The organism is Acinetobacter sp. 5862 (assembly GCF_024494585.1).
Lineage (GTDB): Bacteria > Pseudomonadota > Gammaproteobacteria > Pseudomonadales > Moraxellaceae > Acinetobacter.
Genome location: NZ_JANHGP010000053.1, coordinates 16,081 through 32,508, shown reverse-complemented (window position 1 = coordinate 32,508; position 16,428 = coordinate 16,081). Strand labels below are relative to the sequence as shown.

The 16,428-nt window shown below is 36.4% G+C and carries 16 protein-coding genes; 11 read left to right on the top strand and 5 right to left on the bottom strand.

Annotated elements, in window-relative coordinates:
- Window positions 1-31: 31 nt before the first annotated feature.
- The 6 genes from NO346_RS09680 (at window position 32) to pyrF (ending at window position 5,230) form a co-directional block, all read left to right on the top strand.
- Window positions 32-472 carry an SRPBCC family protein gene (locus NO346_RS09680; RefSeq protein ID WP_005159930.1) on the top strand — a complete coding sequence of 147 codons (441 nt, stop codon included), beginning with the start codon at window positions 32-34 and terminating at the stop codon, window positions 470-472.
- A gap of 9 nt (window positions 473-481) precedes the next feature.
- Complete coding sequence (cmk, locus tag NO346_RS09675; RefSeq protein ID WP_005159932.1) at window positions 482-1,162, top strand: (d)CMP kinase; 681 nt, start codon at window positions 482-484, stop codon at window positions 1,160-1,162.
- 115 nt (window positions 1,163-1,277) lie between these two features.
- On the top strand, window positions 1,278-2,960 hold the full coding sequence (gene rpsA, locus NO346_RS09670; RefSeq protein WP_005159935.1) for a 30S ribosomal protein S1: 1,683 nt from the start codon (window positions 1,278-1,280) through the stop codon (window positions 2,958-2,960).
- 156 nt (window positions 2,961-3,116) lie between these two features.
- The gene (locus NO346_RS09665) at window positions 3,117-3,419 is read left to right on the top strand and encodes an integration host factor subunit beta (protein ID WP_005159938.1); all 303 of its coding nucleotides are present in this window, start codon (window positions 3,117-3,119) and stop codon (window positions 3,417-3,419) included.
- An 18-nt stretch (window positions 3,420-3,437) separates the two neighbouring features.
- Window positions 3,438-3,791 (top strand): lipopolysaccharide assembly protein LapA domain-containing protein, encoded by a 354-nt coding sequence (locus NO346_RS09660; protein ID WP_005159942.1) that lies wholly within the window; start codon window positions 3,438-3,440, stop codon window positions 3,789-3,791.
- 758 nt (window positions 3,792-4,549) lie between these two features.
- Window positions 4,550-5,230: an orotidine-5'-phosphate decarboxylase gene (gene pyrF / locus NO346_RS09655; protein WP_005159948.1), complete on the top strand. Its 681-nt coding sequence runs from the start codon at window positions 4,550-4,552 to the stop codon at window positions 5,228-5,230.
- Between the two features lie 22 nt (window positions 5,231-5,252).
- Here the strand turns inward: pyrF and NO346_RS09650 are convergent, their stop codons facing one another.
- Complete coding sequence (locus tag NO346_RS09650; protein ID WP_256415043.1) at window positions 5,253-6,170, bottom strand: lysine exporter LysO family protein; 918 nt, start codon at window positions 6,168-6,170, stop codon at window positions 5,253-5,255.
- A gap of 47 nt (window positions 6,171-6,217) precedes the next feature.
- Window positions 6,218-7,732, bottom strand: a complete 1,515-nt coding sequence (locus NO346_RS09645; RefSeq protein ID WP_256415042.1) for an NAD(P)/FAD-dependent oxidoreductase — start codon at window positions 7,730-7,732, stop codon at window positions 6,218-6,220.
- A gap of 155 nt (window positions 7,733-7,887) precedes the next feature.
- Between NO346_RS09645 and NO346_RS09640 the strand changes: the two genes are divergently transcribed.
- From NO346_RS09640 to NO346_RS09625, 4 genes are all read left to right on the top strand, one after another.
- Complete coding sequence (locus NO346_RS09640) at window positions 7,888-8,907, top strand: AraC family transcriptional regulator (RefSeq protein WP_256415041.1); 1,020 nt, start codon at window positions 7,888-7,890, stop codon at window positions 8,905-8,907.
- Window positions 8,908-9,026: 119 nt separating this feature from the next.
- A complete protein-coding gene (gene zapE, locus NO346_RS09635; protein WP_256415040.1) occupies window positions 9,027-10,172 on the top strand; it encodes a cell division protein ZapE in 1,146 nt (381 codons plus the stop codon).
- 293 nt (window positions 10,173-10,465) lie between these two features.
- Window positions 10,466-12,628, top strand: a complete 2,163-nt coding sequence (locus NO346_RS09630; RefSeq protein ID WP_256415039.1) for a malate synthase G — start codon at window positions 10,466-10,468, stop codon at window positions 12,626-12,628.
- Window positions 12,629-12,690: 62 nt separating this feature from the next.
- The gene (locus tag NO346_RS09625; RefSeq protein ID WP_256415038.1) at window positions 12,691-13,359 is read left to right on the top strand and encodes an SOS response-associated peptidase; all 669 of its coding nucleotides are present in this window, start codon (window positions 12,691-12,693) and stop codon (window positions 13,357-13,359) included.
- A gap of 44 nt (window positions 13,360-13,403) precedes the next feature.
- Here NO346_RS09625 and NO346_RS09620 read toward each other — a convergent pair whose 3' ends face one another.
- Both NO346_RS09620 and NO346_RS09615 read right to left on the bottom strand, forming a co-directional pair.
- Window positions 13,404-13,868 carry a MarR family winged helix-turn-helix transcriptional regulator gene (locus tag NO346_RS09620; protein WP_004662340.1) on the bottom strand — a complete coding sequence of 155 codons (465 nt, stop codon included), beginning with the start codon at window positions 13,866-13,868 and terminating at the stop codon, window positions 13,404-13,406.
- A gap of 700 nt (window positions 13,869-14,568) precedes the next feature.
- Window positions 14,569-15,426: an alpha/beta fold hydrolase gene (locus NO346_RS09615; RefSeq protein ID WP_256415037.1), complete on the bottom strand. Its 858-nt coding sequence runs from the start codon at window positions 15,424-15,426 to the stop codon at window positions 14,569-14,571.
- A gap of 133 nt (window positions 15,427-15,559) precedes the next feature.
- Between NO346_RS09615 and NO346_RS09610 the strand changes: the two genes are divergently transcribed.
- On the top strand, window positions 15,560-16,015 hold the full coding sequence (locus NO346_RS09610) for a hypothetical protein (protein ID WP_087535833.1): 456 nt from the start codon (window positions 15,560-15,562) through the stop codon (window positions 16,013-16,015).
- A 32-nt stretch (window positions 16,016-16,047) separates the two neighbouring features.
- On the opposite strand, the gene NO346_RS09605 is transcribed toward NO346_RS09610, so the two are convergent.
- A complete protein-coding gene (locus tag NO346_RS09605) occupies window positions 16,048-16,290 on the bottom strand; it encodes a hypothetical protein (RefSeq protein WP_005159983.1) in 243 nt (80 codons plus the stop codon).
- Between the last annotated feature and the right edge of the window lie 138 nt (window positions 16,291-16,428).

Here is a 16,428-nt window from a genome sequence, read left to right as displayed (position 1 = left end):
AAGATTTTAGCTAAATCAAAAAGGCAAAGTTATGCGTAACGCAATCACCATACAAAAAGAATTCAACGCACCAATTTCTGAAGTTTTTGACTTATTGTCAAAGCACGCAACTTATAGTAAAGCATTTGCTCCTTTACAAGTTGTACGTGTAAAAGATTCTGCTGATCCTCAGCGTCCAGATGGAATCGGTTCAATTCGCCGTATGGGCTTTGGACCAATCAAGCCTCTTCAAGAAGAAATCACATTACTAGAAGAGAATAAGCGTATTGAATATAAATTGATTAATAATCCTTTGGTTAAACACCATCTCGGGCAAATTGATTTTAAAGAAATCACACCGTTTATTACTTTAGTGACTTACAAGATTGAATTTACAGCAAAAGCGCCTTTTGTAAGTAAATTAGTTCTTGCACAACTCAAAGCAGCGATTACACTAGGTTTTTCAAAATTAGCGAAGTCAGTTGCTTCATAAGAGACGGGAATGACAGTTCATATTATTACGATTGATGGTCCTAGTGGTTCTGGTAAAGGGACCTTGGCAGCCAAAATAGCTGCTTATTATGGTTTTAATCTATTAGACTCTGGTGCTTTATATCGTTTACTCGGGCTGTCATTATTTCAACGTGGCTTACTTGATCAAATCGACTCTAATTTAGGTCAATGCGTTGAATACGCAACGAATTTAGATATTGAATTTAAAACGACTGAGGCTGCGACCCTTGTTTTACTAGAAGGTGTAGATGTCACAAATACCATTCGTACTGAACAGGTCGGAGAATATGCCTCTAAAGTTGCAACTGTTCCTGAATTAAGAAAAGCATTATTTGCGCGCCAACGTGCATTTATTCAAGCCCCTGGTTTGGTAGCTGATGGACGAGATATGGCGACATCAATTTTTCCAGAGGCTCAAGCTAAAATATACTTAACAGCATCGGCTGAATCTCGAGCAGAGCGTAGAGTAAAACAGTTGCAGGGTATGGGTCTTGATGCTAAAATAAGCGACATTTTATCTAACATACAGGCTAGAGATAAGAGAGATATGGAGCGAGCTGTTGCTCCGCTCAAGCCAGCTGAAGACGCGTATATCATTGATAGTTCTACAATAGGCATCAATGAAGTATTTCAGTTAATGGTGAACTATATCGATAGCCGTATTCAATAGATAGACCATTTTATTTTCAGTTGAAGCATTGCTTGATCAGATTTTTTGGACAATGTAACAACTTAACTAAACCGGCCTTGTCTGATCCAAGACCGCGGACTTTATCAGGTATATCATGACCGAATCTTTTGCAGCCCTCTTTGAAGAAAGTGAATTAAACCTCAACGTTGAAAAGGGTGCAGTCATCCAAGGTACTGTTGTTAGTATCGATTCTGACTGGGTTACTGTTGACACTGGCCTTAAATCTGAAGGCGTAGTTGACCGTGCTGAATTTTTAAATGAACAACGTGAACTTGAAGTTCAAGTTGGCGATACTGTTGACGTAGTTGTTGAAGCGCTTGACAACGGTATGGGTCAAACAGTTTTATCACGTGAAAAAGCGAAACGTGCTGAAACTTGGACTAAACTTGAGAAAATCTTTGAAGACGGCGAAATCGTTACTGGTGTTATCTCTGGTAAGGTTAAAGGTGGTTTCACTGTTGACATCGGTCCTGTACGTGCATTCTTACCAGGTTCTTTAGTTGACACTCGCCCTATCCGTGACACAACTCACCTTGAAGGTAAAGAGTTAGAGTTCAAAGTAATCAAACTTGATGCTAAGCGTAACAACGTTGTAGTTTCTCGTCGTGCAGTTATGGAAGCTGAATCTTCAGCTGACCGTGAAGCATTACTTGCTCAACTTGAAGAAGGTCAAACAGTTACAGGTACTATCAAGAATCTTACTGATTACGGCGCGTTCGTTGACCTTGGCGGTATCGATGGTCTTCTACATATCACAGATATGGCTTGGAAGCGTATCAAGCACCCTTCAGAAGTTGTTGAAGTTGGTCAAGAAGTTACTGTTAAAGTACTTAAATTTGACCGCGAGCGTAACCGCGTATCTTTAGGTCTTAAGCAATTAGGCGAAGATCCATGGTTAGCGATCATGAGCCGTTACCCTAAAGGTTCTATCGTTAAAGCACGTGTAACTAACTTAACTGACTACGGTTGCTTTGCAGAAATCGCTGAAGGTGTTGAAGGCTTAGTACACGTTTCAGAAATGGACCACACAAACAAAAACATCCACCCATCTAAAGTTGTTCAGATCGGTGACGAAGTTGATGTTATGGTTCTTGAAGTTGATGAAGAACGTCGTCGTATTTCATTGGGTATCAAACAAACTCGTGCTAACCCATGGGAAGAGTTTGCTAAAGCAAATGAAAAAGGCGAAAAAGTTTCTGGTACGATCAAGTCAATCACTGATTTCGGTATCTTCATCGGCTTATCTGGTGGTATCGACGGTTTAGTACATTTATCTGACATTTCTTGGAACGAACAAGGCGAAGAAGCTATCCGTCGTTACAAGAAAGGTGACACAGTTGAAGCAGTTATCTTATCTGTAGACGCTGAAGGTAACCGTATCAGCCTTGGTATCAAGCAATTAAACAGCGATCCATTCAATGATTTCCTAGCTGCGAACGAGCGCGGTGCTTTAGTTAAAGGTACTGTAACTGCTGTTGATGCTAAAGGTGCTACAGTTAAATTAGCTGATGACATCGAAGCAACGCTTAAAGCTTCTGAAATCAACCGTGACCGCGTTGAAGATGCAACTAAATTCTTAGAAGTTGGCCAAGAAGTTGAAGCGAAGATCATCAACGTTGATCGTAAATCTCGCTCTATCAACTTGTCTATCAAAGCGAAAGACGAAGCTGAAGAGAAAGAAGCTGTGAACAATGCTCGTCAAGCAGCAGCAGCTCAAGTTTCAGAAGCTAATGGTCCTAAGACTATTGGTGATTTGATTAAAGCTCAAATGAAGTAATTTGTTAAAAGGTACATTTCTTGTAACAGAGATGTACCTTTTTATACAAAAATACTGCAAACGGTAGCGTAGTATCGATGTACTGCGCTACCGTTTTGTATTTAAACAGGTTATTATTAAAATATTGAAAAGTAGCAATAATTAAAGAGGTCAACGATGACTACTGACGCACTTAACAAATCTGATTTGATTGAACGGATTGCCCTTAAAAACCCTCATTTGGCAGAACCGTTGGTCGAAGATGCAGTTAAAATTATGATTGATCAAATGATTGAAGCACTTTCGAGTGGCGATCGTATTGAGATTCGTGGTTTTGGCAGTTTTGCATTACATCATCGTGAGCCACGTTTAGGGCGTAATCCTAAAACTGGTAAATCAGTTGATGTTGCAGCAAAAGCTGTACCGCATTTCAAACCAGGTAAAGCACTTCGTGATGCAGTAAACGAGACTTTTGATTAATAAAAAATTGAGGTGTTCATGCGTTATATTCTTATAGCATTACTCATCGCCATTTTTGGTTATTCACTTGCTCTAGTTTTACAAAATCCAGCAGAATTAGAAGTAAACCTATTGTTTACTCAAGTTCCTGCAATGCGTTTAGGTTTATTGCTTTTATTGACTTTGGCATTAGGTGTCGTGGTCGGTTTGCTTCTAGGTGTTCAAGTATTTCGTGTTTTCCAAACGAATTGGGAAATTAAACGATTACGTAAAGATATTGACCACCTCAGAAAAGAGCAGATCCAACTTGCTCAGCAAGCAGCCGCAGAAGCTGCTGCAAGCGTAAGACATGAAAAAACTGTTTTAGATGTTTATCCGAATGATAAGATTTAATAGTTGAATTGCTATTTAGTATTGAAAATGGCTATTTCACAATTGAAGTAGCCCTTTTAGTTTTTGATTAAAAAACACTTAATTAATTTTAATTTCATTTTTCAAGTTCAATTCAAGCTGATCCATAAATTGATTAAAAGCATTAAAACTTTTTTCTACTACGATTAATGCAGTTTCATTCATTTCTCGCGTTATAGGCATGTTTTCAAAAACGTTTGATTCGAGACCAAGTCTATTAATTCGTAAGATAGTTTACGGCTAGGTGACATGTCATCACACCAAATAAATCTAAGGGTGTTGGTAAGTTCTTCTTTATTGTTGAGCTCGAGTGTTTTTAGGTCATGCAAATACCAAGGCCAATGATTAGCATCCTCTTTACAGTGAACATTGATTGCTTCTTCATATTCATTCTGTGGAAAATTAAAGGGCTGTACATATTTATTTAAATCCGCAAAGCTCATTATAAAGTGAGTAAGATTGGGCAAGAGTTTTAAGCGTTGTTGTATGGGTATTTCTTGATTTTTCAAAATCTTAAAAAATGATGGTGACTAAATTGATGCCTTTTTATGCCTATTGCAGTTTTAATCGTTTTTAATTTATTTTAAGATTAAAATTTAATAAAATTTTACTATTTGGTATGTTTTAGTTCTGTTGTTGCAACTTAAATGTAAGAAGTAAAAATGTGTTGAATGAAATTTTACACTTAAATTAAAACCTATTTATAATAGCGACTTTGAATCAACTGGGAAGAAACGCTCTTGAGTATCATTGTTGCACTAGATGCAAAAAGCGAATATGACGCTTTAACGATTGTGGATCAGCTTGATCCTGCTTTATGTCGTGTCAAAGTGGGCAAGGAACTTTTTACTCATGAAGGTCCAAGTGTTGTTAAAACTTTACAAGATAAAGGCTTTGAAGTTTTCCTTGATTTAAAATTTCATGATATTCCGAATACAACTGCTCAAGCTGTTTGTGCTGCGGCAGATCTAGGTGTGTGGATGGTCAATGTTCATGCGTCTGGCGGTCGAAAAATGATGGAAACTTGTGTTGAAAGACTCAAAGCAGGCAATTATCAAACACAACTAATTGCAGTTACTGTGTTAACTTCTATGGGGCGTGAAGATCTACGTGATATTGGTTTAGACATCGAGCCAGTAGAGCATGTCAAACGTTTAGCTAAATTGACTCAAGAAAGTGGTTTGGATGGCGTAGTTTGCTCAGCACAAGAAGCTAAGATTCTTCGTGAAATGTTGAATGCTGATTTTGCATTAGTTACCCCAGGCATTCGTCCAGAAGGGTCAAATGCAGATGACCAAAAACGTATCGTTACACCTAAACAAGCTATGCTTGATGGTTCGACGCATTTAGTGATTGGTCGGCCGATTACAAAGGCTGAACGTCCAACAGAAATGTTGAAGTCAATTTTGGCGTCTATCTAAGTTTATTTAGTGTATAAATACCTTAGAACTTGAGATTTAAGAATAGGCTGATTAATAAAGGCGCAAGAAGCGATAAAATTAATCCGCTCATCATTGCATGTGGTACGTAATGCGTGCCACATGACTGTTTAACCATTGCAAGGGTGACATCCATTGAGGTTGCTCCAGCACTCGAAATCGCTGAACGTGGAAAACGCCAGCCTAGACAATACATAAGAAGAATGGCGAAAATTTCTCTGAAGAGGTCGGTTAATAAGGCAATGCCACCAAGTCGTGCTGAATGTAATTCAGTGAATAGAATGCCAGACATTGAGTACCATCCATATCCCTGAGCTAAAGCCATTATTTCATTTAAGTTAAAGTGATTAGATAAAATTAAATAATTCACGATTGCTGCTAAGCATGAACCAACAAAGGCTGCAGCGGGAACCAATAGTACTTTCCAACTTAACCAACTACGATCAAATTGCGTAAAAGCAAGCTCAATGCCAATCAAAAAGATAAATATGAGTAATAAATACCAACTATTAAATGCAATTTGTAGATTAGATTGAGTGACTAGTATTCCAAGTAAAATCCCTAAACCTAATGCTAGAAATGCTTTAGCGATATTTTTGAGTGCATTGATAAAGAGGTGTAATGAAATTTTTCCTTGTATGCTTTGACGATCAATCAGTTTGTAAGTAATCAGACAGATAAAGAAAGAACCAACTGATGTAGTAAATGCAATTAATAATGCAGGTGGTAATATTGCTGCTGGATCTGAGATATGATTCAAAGCTTGAGTCAGTTCAAAGGCAACACTCATTAATAATAAATAAGAAAAATAGGGTAAAATTTTAAATACAAATTGTTTAATTCGCTGTGATAGTTTTGGGGCGAGAAAATAGCCTAAGCTTATTGCGATAAAAATTTGGAAGATAAGAACAAAAGATTGCATAAAAAAAGCAGGTTACGAATAACCTGCTTATTATGAAGAATTATTGGTTAGGCTGCATTGTTTTTTGCATTTGTTGCTGTATGAATAAAATTATAGTCAGCGACATTTACTTTACGTGTTTCTAACCAATATTTCCAAGTATATGTTGGCCATAATGAGAAGTTTTTACCATCGGCTGCTTGATACCAACTACTGCATCCACCTGCTTGCCAAACTGTTCCTTTGAGTTGTTCCTGCACACGCTCATTAAATTGATCTTGTACCTGTTGTTTAATCTCAACAGCTTGAGAACCTGTTTTATCTACGGTTTGAATCAATTGCAAAATATAATTCACTTGAGATTCAATCATAAAAATAATAGAGTTATGACCTAAAATCGTATTTGGACCTAAGAGTTGGAATAGGTTAGGGAAGTTTTTCGTACTAACACCATAGTAGCTTTCTGCACCATCTTTCCAAGCTTGCTTAAGTTCGATTCCATTACGACCAACACAATCGAAATGCTTTAAGTAAATACGTGGGTCAGTAATGAATCCCGTACCATAAATCAAACAGTCAATTTGGCGTTCTTTACCGTCTTTGGTAATAATGCCGTTAGCTGTAATTTCCTGAACGCCATCAGTAATTAATTCAACATTTTTACGGTTGAACGTTGGGAAGTACTTATTTGAAATCAAAATACGCTTACAACCCATCACGAAGTCTGGTGTAAGTTTTTTAGCGAGCTCTTTGTCTTTGACTTGAAAGCGGATAAATGCTTCTGCAAGCTTTTGACCATATTTCATGATCTGTGGTTGTACGATAGGTACGACACGTGATTCGTTGCTCCAATACAAACGAGTACGATGAATTTGACGATAAATATTTGAAGCTTTAAATAAAGATTTGCTTAATTGTGAATATTTACGTTCATCACGTGGAATGACCCATGCGGCAGTACGTTGGAATACATAAAGCTGTTTCACTTTTTGTGCAATCTCGGGGATATATTGAATTGCACTACCACCAGTACCAATAGAAGCAACAGATTTACCTTCTAAGCTGTATTGATGATCCCATTGTGAAGAATGGAAGACTTTACCTTTAAACTTTTCAATTCCTTTTAAGTGAGGAATTTGTGGAACGTGTAGGGGACCAGAAGCAAAAATAACAAATTGAGCTTCAATGGATGGTTGATCTTTAAAATCTAATGACCAAACATTACGATTTTCATCAAACTCAGCATGAGTAACTTCATGATTGAATTTGCAATAATCTTTTAATCTATATTGCTGAGTAATATCTTGGATATATTCAAAAATTTCATCAGCTTCAGCGTAACGTTTTGACCAATCTGTTTTGGGAGCAAACGAAAGTGAATACATGTGTGATTGAACATCACAGGCAGCACCCGGGTATTGATTTTCACGCCATGTGCCACCAACGTCATTGGTTTTTTCTAAAATTACAAAATCATTCATTTGACTTTGTAATAGTCGAATAGACATTGCTAAACCACCAAAACCTGCACCAATAATTGCAACTTTAGTTTTTTGAATAGCATTTTGGGGTACATCACGCATAGTCCACGCCCTACACATCTAAATTTTATGCAAGTTTAAAGGTTTTGTAGAGATTAAATATGATTGTATAGACGCAAAACCTGATCATTTCGGCAATTCATTTATTCGTATTTTTATAGTACAACGTTAAAGTCTTAGGAATTACATTCGGAATTATGAAGAGATCTATCCTCGGATTGATGTATTTAATTCAAGGCATGCGTCATGTGGGCATTGATGTTGATGCTCGTTTAGCAGACATGGGAATACAAGCCGAAGCTTTAGATCCGAGTTCAATTATTCCAGATGAAATTGAATGGGATATTTTACAGTATATTAGTCAAGATATTTCTCCTGAACAAGGCTTAATCATTGGTCAACATTATGCGCTTGCAGGGTATGGCCCATTCTTGATGCTGCTTGTTACAAGCGATACTTTACATAAAGCTCTGTTAAATGGTGTGCGATTTCAGCAATTGACACATCTGTTTGGTTCATTACAACTAAATATTAAAAAAGATCACATCCATTTTCATTATCAACCAATTGATTTAAATACACATTTAGGATTGTTTCGTGCTCAATGTGAAATCTCAGGTACTTATAAGTTCTTACAAGATATTTTTAAAATGATGGGGCTTGAAATCCCTAATATTCGTATTGAATTACCTTTTAAAGCACCTAAAGAATTAGAATTAATAGTGGCTTATCAAGACTATTATGGTCAGGATGTAAAATTTGAATGTCAGCATGCCTCTTTTATTCTAGAAAATACTGACATTTTAAATATAAAAATACCATCTGCTGATGTTCTTACTTACCGTGTCTATGAAGAAAAATGCCTACAAGATCTGAAGAAATTAGAACGAAGTAGCCGTGCAAAGTTGACCATTTTAGAATATGTCGAGGAATATCTTGAAATGCAAAATGGTGTAATACCTACAATGTCTGAAACAGCATGTGCATTAAAGATTCCTGAGAGGACTCTAAGACATAAATTGCAGCAAATGCAAACAAGTTATAAGGAAATACGCGAAAGGCTCATTAAGCATAAAGCATTAAAGTTTATTGAAAATAGTGCGTATTCAATTGAGCAAGTTGCGGAAATGTTAGGTTATTCTGAACCTGCTGCATTTAATCATGCGTTTAAACGATGGTTTGGTCAAAGTCCAAGACAATATAATCGTAATCATTAAAATGATTAAAAATGGTACATTATGATGTTTAAACTCCATGATAATTAAGCCTAAAATCTAATGCCTTTGGACTTAATGTTCGATATAATTTTCACCAATTAAAATTGTAATAACACCTTATGTTAAATTCTAAACCAGACTCACATAGCACTTCATTTATGCCGATCTCACCTGCGGAGCGTTACGCTCAAGCAATCGAATCAGGTCAATTCATGCCAGATGAAGCTCAGGCTCAGGCAGTGCAAGAGTTGGATCGAGTATGGAAAGAATTACTCACGCGTTATAAAGCATCCAAGAAAGCGTTTCGACGTTTCCGTCGCCAAACCTATCCGAGAGGTGTTTATATGTGGGGCGGCGTAGGACGTGGCAAGACATGGTTAATGGACCAGTTCTATGATGCTGTTCCATTCCGTCGCAAAACCCGTATGCATTTTCATCACTTTATGCAACACGTTCATAAAGAATTAAACAAGCTTTCAGGCCAGCGTAATCCGTTGGATTTGGTGGCTGATAAAATTTATAAAGATGCAGTTGTGATTTGTTTTGATGAATTTTTTGTATCGAACGTGACAGATGCAATGATTCTTAGTGATTTATTCCAGAAGCTGTTTGAGCGTGGCATTACCCTGATTGCAACATCCAACATTGCGCCAGAGGGTTTATATAAAAACGGGATTCACCGTGACCGTTTTATGCCCACGATTGCACTGGTACAGAAAAACTGTGTGGTTTTAAATGTTGATGCAGGCATTGATTACCGTTTACGAGTTTTGAAGCAGGCTCAATTATTCAAACATCCATTGAGTAATGATGCTCAATCATGGATGTATGAACGTTTCCAATCGCTTACACATACTCAAACGCTGTCTAATACACCCATCATGATTAATAATCGTGTGGTTGAGACGCTGGGGCATACAGAAGATGTATTGTGGTGTGAATTCTCAGAATTATGCTTCAAGCCACGTAGCCCAGCAGACTTTATTGAAATTGCCAATATTTACAATACCGTATTGGTCAGTAATATTCCACATCTGACTGATTTTCTGTCAGAAGGGACACGGCGCTTTATTTATCTGGTTGATGAGTTCTATGATCGGGGTGTCAAACTGTTGCTGACTTCTGAAGACTCGATTATTGAACTGTATGATGGTCAGAAACTGGCATTTGAAATTGAGCGGACACGTTCACGCTTGCTGGAAATGCAGTCGGATGAATATCTGCATTCCGAACATCGACAGATACAGGTCGCAAAAACCTCATAAATTTACAAACGTATTCTTCGGAATGTCTTTTTTTATAAATTTAGATAGAGAAGGCTTTATTCTTGTTTGATTTTTGCTATAAATAAAGGCGTTTAAAAATGTGAGGACATTGCAGACCTAAACTGTAAGTACCCAGAAATTTGATTTTTTGATAAAGAGATAAAGTTGTGCTTGTCAATACATCTTATAGAGAAAATGCTTACTATTTAGGAATGTGATATTACTATTCAGACTAGTATAAATCGGTATACTAGGAATCTTGTTATAAGAAGTTAGCACCATCAGGAAAGACAATGACTGTACGTATTCAACAAGGCAAGCTAGCGATTGCTAAAGAACTTTACGATTTCATCGAAAATGAAGCTTTACCAGGATCTGGTTTAGATAGTGAAACTTACTGGAAAAACTTCGAGCAAGTCGTTGTCGATCTGAGCCCAAAAAACAAGGCACTATTGGCTAAGCGTGATCAACTACAAGCCAAGATTGATGAATGGCACCGCAATAATGAATTTGAGTTAAATGCGTATAAAGCATTTTTAACTGAGATTGGTTACTTAGTACCAGAAGTTGCTGATTTCCAAGTAACGACTGAAAATGTAGATGAAGAAATTGCATTATTAGCTGGTCCTCAGCTTGTTGTGCCAGTACGTAACGCACGCTATTGTTTAAATGCTGCGAATGCACGTTGGGGTTCATTATACGATGCACTTTACGGTACTGATGTAATTTCTGAAGAAAATGGTGCAGAGAAAGGTAAGGGATACAACCCAGTCCGTGGTGACAAGGTTATTGCATTCGCTAAAGATTTCTTAAACCAGACTTTCCCGTTGGCACAAGGTTCACATGCCGATGCAACTAAATATGCAGTTGATCACAATCGTTTAGTTGTAACTTTAAAAGATGGTTCAACAACCTCTTTGGCTCATGAAGCTCAATTTGTTGGCTTTAATGGGGATGCTGCAAACCCAACTGAAATCGTTTTATTAAATAATGGCTTGCACGTTATTATTGATATCGATGCAAACAGCCCAATCGGTAAAACTGATGCGGCTGGCGTTAAAGATTTAACTCTAGAAGCTGCTATTACAACGATCCAAGATTTAGAAGACTCAGTTGCAGCTGTTGATGCAGAAGAGAAAGTTGAAGGCTACCGTAACTGGTTGGGCTTGATGAAAGGTGACTTACAAGAGTCTATCGAGAAAAATGGTAAAACCATTACCCGTGCCTTGAACAAAGACCGTACAGTTCAAAACTTAATTGGTGGCACCACAACTTTACATGGCCGTTCATTGATGCTTCTTCGTAACGTTGGTCATTTAATGACTAACCCAGCGATCCTTGTGGATGGTGAAGAAGTGTTTGAAGGTATCATGGATGCGTTAGTTACTCCATTACTTACCATTTCAGATATTCGTGGCGAAAACGAAAATAAGAACTCTCGTAAAGGTTCTATGTATATCGTTAAACCAAAAATGCATGGTCCAGAAGAAGTTGCATTTGCAGTTGAATTATTTGAACGTGCAGAACAAGCACTTGGTTTACCTGCGAAAACACTCAAAATCGGTATCATGGATGAAGAACGTCGTACTTCAGTTAATTTGAAAAACTGTATTGCTGCTGCAAAAGACCGTACGATTTTCATTAACACTGGTTTTATGGATCGTACGGGTGATGAAATCCATACCTCTATGGAAGCAGCGCCAATGGTCCGTAAAGAAGCTGTTAAAGCTCAGAAATGGATTGCTGCTTACGAAAATCGTAACGTTGCGATTGGTTTGGCATGTGGCCTACAAGGTAAGGCGCAAATTGGTAAAGGCATGTGGCCAAAACCAGATAGCATGAAAGATATGTTGGCGACTAAGACAGCTCATCCAAATGCGGGTGCTTCTTGTGCATGGGTTCCATCACCAACAGGTGCAGTTCTTCACGCAATGCATTATCACCAAATCAATGTAAAAGCTCGTCAAGATGAATTAGCATCTCAAGACATGTTGACTTTGGATGATTTGTTAACGCCTCCTTTTGCACCAGAAACAAACTGGAGTGCTGAAGAGTTGAATAACGAACTTGAAAATAACTGTCAAGGTATCTTGGGTTATGTTGTACGTTGGGTTGATCTAGGGGTAGGTTGTTCAAAAGTGCCAGACATCAACAACGTTGGTTTGATGGAAGACCGTGCAACTTTACGTATTTCTTCTCAGCATGTTGCAAACTGGTTGCGTCACGGTATCGTAACGAAAGAACAAGTTGAAGAAGTGCTTAAACGTATGGCTGTGATTGTTGATCAGCAAAATGCCAATGATCCGCTTTATACGCCAATGGCACCAAATTTTGATGGTATTGCATTCCAAGCTGCCGCTGATTTGATCTTCAAAGGTGCTGAGCAACCTTCTGGTTATACAGAGCCATTGTTACACGCTGCACGTTTAAAACTTAAAGGTTATACAGGTGATTAATTTCATCTAAAATAAAAAGCCTCCTCGGAGGCTTTTTTATTAAGTAAGGTGCTTGTGATTTTATGTGTGCTAACTACAAACCAGTAACACTTGAGCAATTACAACAACTTGAACTACCACTTGTTCCTTTTAACTATCTCGATGAGATTTATCCAAGTTATAAAACACCGTTATTATTTAAATCTGAACATGGATTGGAGTGGCGAGAAGTATTATTTGGTTTAGTGCCGAAATGGGCAGAGGATATTAACAGCTCTAAACGTGCTTATAATGCTAGACATGAGACCATTTTTGAGAAACCAAGCTTTCAGGAGGCAGCTTATAAATGCAAGTTCGGTATAATTCCAGTCACTGAGTTTTATGAAAGTAAATATATTGGAAATAAACCTCAACGATGGGGTGTAAGGCGTAAAGATGGCAGAGCCTTTTTTATTGCTGTACTTTATGAAATTTGTAAAATCAATAATCAAATTATTCGTTCAGCAGCGATGCTTACAATGGACGCAGTCGATCATCCGATGATGAAAGAATTTCATGAACCTGGCGATATAAAAAGATCAGTTGTCATCATTCCACATGATCGTCTTGATGCTTGGTTGAGTTTAAAACAACCACATCAAATGATTCAATTTATGCAAGGGTTTCCAGTCGAAGAGTTTGAATGTTTACATGTACCTAAGGCAAAAATAGCAAAACAAACACCCCAGTTAAATATGTTTGATCTTTTCTAAATAAAAAAGGTTTCTAATAAGAAACCTTTTTTATATTTTATCAATCAACGAGCAAGATTTTTAAACATATGTTTTAAAATTTCCATCGTCTTTTCAATTTGCAACGGCGTTAATCCATCAAATGATTGTTCTAATATTACAGAGGTTAGATCATTAATTTTAGTAATCATTTCTGTACCCTTATCAGTAAGATAAACGCGAGTAATACGACCATCTTCTTTACATGAATAAGTTTCAATATATCCCTCATCTTTAAGGCGATATACGATTTTTGTGGTTGTAGACATTTTAGAAATCACCATGTCTGAAAGTTCAGACACGCTTGCATGTGGTTTAACATTCAATGCAATTAAAATACGACGGCGAGAGTTGTCTAAACCATACTTCTTAAGTACATTATCGATATTTTGAACGTACTGTGCATTTACTTGAGAAATCCAGAAATAAGGAAAGTCTTCTAAGTTAAATGTTTCTGATGTAGGTAAAAAACGCGCATATTTTTTAGGCATTAAGTTATTTCCTATGCTTGTTACACAGAGTTGTTAGATGCAACTCCTAAATTCCATGAAATGTCTACAATTTATACGCTAGAAAAATGATGAAATCTAATTTTTCTAACATTCCATTTATAACAAATCTTCCTAAAAATGGTTGTATAACCATCTTTGCTTAGGATAGGGGTATCATCATGTAAACTACATAAAACTGTTATTAATGATGGTCTTACCTATCCATCGTACCCCAATTGTATTTCTACAGTGTTGCATTGTAGCTTATTTGTAGAACAAATGTATTGTAGAAAATAAATACAAATTATGACGTGACTTTTTTATAAAAGATTCTGTCTAAAATGTCATATGGCTTTAAAATTATTACATTTGTAAAATAAAATAATCGTAAAAACAAATTAAATACATATATTTGAATTTAACATTTGGTTAAAAATTAAAATCTATAGTGCTGCTAAAAAAGTTGAATAAATACATTCTTTATCACATTTAATCACTATTAGTTAATTAATTTGCTTAAAAAGAATACAAATGTAGCTTTATTATTTAATTTTATATTGTTAAAAAATAATTCATTGTAAAAAACTTCTACTTAGTTATGTCATTTATCGTTTATGTAAATAATTGTAAATTAAAAAGGCGCATCTAAATAGGATTACAAATTTAGATGCGCAAAAGGGTAAAGCTGTGAGTTTAGGGATTACATTCTCAGTTCTTTTTCTAATACGGGCCATAATTTCTGATGTGATTTTTTGAACATCAGCATATGTCCAATTTGTTTGTAACCATATTGTTGTGGTTTCAATTCAATCAAATTGGTTTGAGCATTAGGATAAAGTCTGAGTAAATCTTTAACATTTGCCTGTGTTGCGATTTCATCATCACTTGCCCAAATTGATGTAATCGGACAGACAATCTCTTGGTGATAATCAGCAAAAATACTTTTACCAATTGCATTCATGACATAACCAGGTTGACTACAAAATTCAGCCCATTGTTTTGCTACATTTTTAGGTAAATTTTCACCCATACCAATAAATTGTGTTGCACCGTATCCTTTAATAGCACTGGATATTGGAAAAATGACATTAAACATTAATGGAGCAAGAAGTTTAGTTTTTCCTTTTAAGCCTTTTACATGACCCGTTGAACCAGCGATTGCGACAACTTTAGCAACTTTTTGATGGTTAGGGTTGATTCCAAGTAATTGACCACCGGCACTATGTCCCAAAATAATCACTTGTTTAGCTTGAGCGCGATTCAAGAGTGTTTCGATGGCTGCGGGAATATCTAATAAACCCCAATCATTGATACTGGCATTCGAATTTTTCAGTGCCCCATGTAAAGATTGACCTATTCCTCTAAAGTCAAAACTTAAGACCTTGTAGCCTTCTTGATTTAACCATTCAGCAAATGAGTGATAAAAACCTTTGGTAATACCTGTTGCTGGACAAATTAGAATCGGAAATGGTTTGGTGGCATCACTTGCTGGATAATACTGTGCTGCAAGTTGGTAACCATCTTTACAGCTGATCCAAAATGATTCAAATGTAGTCATTTGAGAAATACTCTTGTCTAGACATATTTCCAGTTTATACAAGTTCTAAAAAGAAACTCGTTTAAAAAATGACTTAAAAGTCAAATTTTATGTAATATAGCTATTTTTGGAAAAACAATTTGGGGAAAAGGGAATGTTAATTTTAACTAGTGCAACCAAATTGGCGATCATTTTTAGTGGAATATTTCTTTGGATAGGGATGCTAACTGGTGTTTGGAAGTATTATCAAATTAGAAATACAGAGCTTGCACGTGCACATTATTATGTCGATATTGCACATCGCAGTAGTTTGCTTTATGCCGCTGCGAGTTTAATCTTGGCTGCATTAAGTTATTTTACAAGTTTATCGGATAGTTTGAGTCTATTTTGCGTTGTGGCGAATTTATTCTTTTTCTCAATGTCGATTTTGGTCTATATCATTCATGGAATGTTAAAAGATACAACGAATCAGTTTAAGCAACCGCATAAGTTGGGGCAGTGGTCGATTCCAAGATGGTGTATGACATTTTTAATGTTGAGTTTAATAATGGTCGAATTAGGTGCTACAGCAGTATTACTATTAGGAACAATCTTAAAATTTACCAGTTAGAAAAATGGATGATTACTCATCCATTTCTTATATTAAAAATTCTTTTGGCGCTCAGCACTTATCTGTCGAAACTTTCGATCAATAATCCCCCACGTACAAAAGGCTAAAGACACGATTAAAGCGTATGCAAAATATTCAGGTTTTAAATTACCCTTAATAGTGCCTTGCAATAACAGCGTCGCCATTAATGCAAATGTCGTAATTGCATATACGATGGAATCATTGGTCTTTAGAGTGTCAATGAAGACTTGCTTGTTGAAATGTAATGAGAACATCTCCATCCCTCCTTGAGTAGTGATGACAAAAGCTAATCGTTTTTGTCAGAATTAAGATTAAAGTTGTACTTTTATTTTTTCAGTATTTCAATAGCTAATTTCACTATTTTTTAAATAAATTTATGAATGTATTGATTT

Coding starts and splice junctions, on each gene's coding strand:
- NO346_RS09665 (WP_005159938.1), top strand. CDS start 3,117: ATGACTACTGACGCACTTAACAAATCTGATTTGATTGAACGGATTGCC.
- NO346_RS09640 (WP_256415041.1), top strand. CDS start 7,888: ATGAAGAGATCTATCCTCGGATTGATGTATTTAATTCAAGGCATGCGT.
- NO346_RS09605 (WP_005159983.1), bottom strand. CDS start 16,290: ATGTTCTCATTACATTTCAACAAGCAAGTCTTCATTGACACTCTAAAG.
- NO346_RS09645 (WP_256415042.1), bottom strand. CDS start 7,732: ATGCGTGATGTACCCCAAAATGCTATTCAAAAAACTAAAGTTGCAATT.
- NO346_RS09620 (WP_004662340.1), bottom strand. CDS start 13,868: ATGCCTAAAAAATATGCGCGTTTTTTACCTACATCAGAAACATTTAAC.
- zapE (WP_256415040.1), top strand. CDS start 9,027: ATGTTAAATTCTAAACCAGACTCACATAGCACTTCATTTATGCCGATC.
- NO346_RS09630 (WP_256415039.1), top strand. CDS start 10,466: ATGACTGTACGTATTCAACAAGGCAAGCTAGCGATTGCTAAAGAACTT.
- NO346_RS09625 (WP_256415038.1), top strand. CDS start 12,691: ATGTGTGCTAACTACAAACCAGTAACACTTGAGCAATTACAACAACTT.
- NO346_RS09680 (WP_005159930.1), top strand. CDS start 32: ATGCGTAACGCAATCACCATACAAAAAGAATTCAACGCACCAATTTCT.
- rpsA (WP_005159935.1), top strand. CDS start 1,278: ATGACCGAATCTTTTGCAGCCCTCTTTGAAGAAAGTGAATTAAACCTC.
- NO346_RS09660 (WP_005159942.1), top strand. CDS start 3,438: ATGCGTTATATTCTTATAGCATTACTCATCGCCATTTTTGGTTATTCA.
- NO346_RS09650 (WP_256415043.1), bottom strand. CDS start 6,170: ATGCAATCTTTTGTTCTTATCTTCCAAATTTTTATCGCAATAAGCTTA.
- NO346_RS09615 (WP_256415037.1), bottom strand. CDS start 15,426: ATGACTACATTTGAATCATTTTGGATCAGCTGTAAAGATGGTTACCAA.
- cmk (WP_005159932.1), top strand. CDS start 482: ATGACAGTTCATATTATTACGATTGATGGTCCTAGTGGTTCTGGTAAA.
- NO346_RS09610 (WP_087535833.1), top strand. CDS start 15,560: ATGTTAATTTTAACTAGTGCAACCAAATTGGCGATCATTTTTAGTGGA.